This is a genomic window from Roseiconus lacunae (genome assembly GCF_008312935.1).
Lineage (GTDB): Bacteria > Planctomycetota > Planctomycetia > Pirellulales > Pirellulaceae > Stieleria > Stieleria lacunae.
Map to the genome: position 1 here is coordinate 1 of NZ_VSZO01000068.1, position 753 is coordinate 753.

At 58.6% G+C, this 753-nt stretch carries 1 protein-coding gene; it reads left to right on the forward strand.

Features of this window, described 5'->3' with window-relative positions; translation table 11 throughout:
* On the forward strand, positions 1-753 hold a 753-nt coding region (locus tag FYC48_RS28015), incomplete at both ends, for a hypothetical protein (RefSeq protein ID WP_200836705.1).

Genomic DNA, 753 nt, shown 5'->3' on the forward strand with positions numbered 1-753 from the left:
GCAACGTTGATTTAAGCGGCGTGACGCTTGCCGATCCTGATGGTGATTCGTTGACGTTAACGTTGACCGCCAGCGGCGGCGCATTGGCTGCGTCATCGGGTGGCGGCGTGACTGCCGGAGGCAGCGGCACGGGAACCCTGACACTGAGCGGTTCACCGAGCGACCTGAACACGTTCCTTGATACGCCGACCAATATTCAGTACACGGGGCCGAGCAATGTGTCGGGCGATAATGCGGAGACCATTGCGGTAAGCGTCAACGATGGTGGGGCCCCGGTGGGACTTGGCTCAGTCAACGTTGACATTACGAATGTTGCCGACCCGCCAAGTAATACTGGAACGTTGCCATCGGACATCACGGTGACCGAAGATGCGGCCAGCGACGTTGATTTAAGCGGCGTGACGCTGACCGATCCTGACGGTGATTCGTTGACGCTTACGCTGACCGCCAGCGGCGGCGTATTGGCAGCGTCATCGAGCGGCGGCGTGACTGCCGGAGGAAGTGGGACCGGAACCCTGACACTTTCAGGCTCGGCGTCAAACTTAAATGCATTTCTTGATACGTCATCGAATGTCCAATATACGGGCCCGAACAACGTTTCAGGGGATGATGCGGAGACAATTGCGGTAAGCGTCAACGATGGTGGGGCCCCGGTGGGGCTTGGCACAATCAACGTTGACATTACGAATGTTGCCGACCCGCCTAGCAACAGCGGTTCGCTGCCATCGGACATCACGGTGACCGAAGATGCGG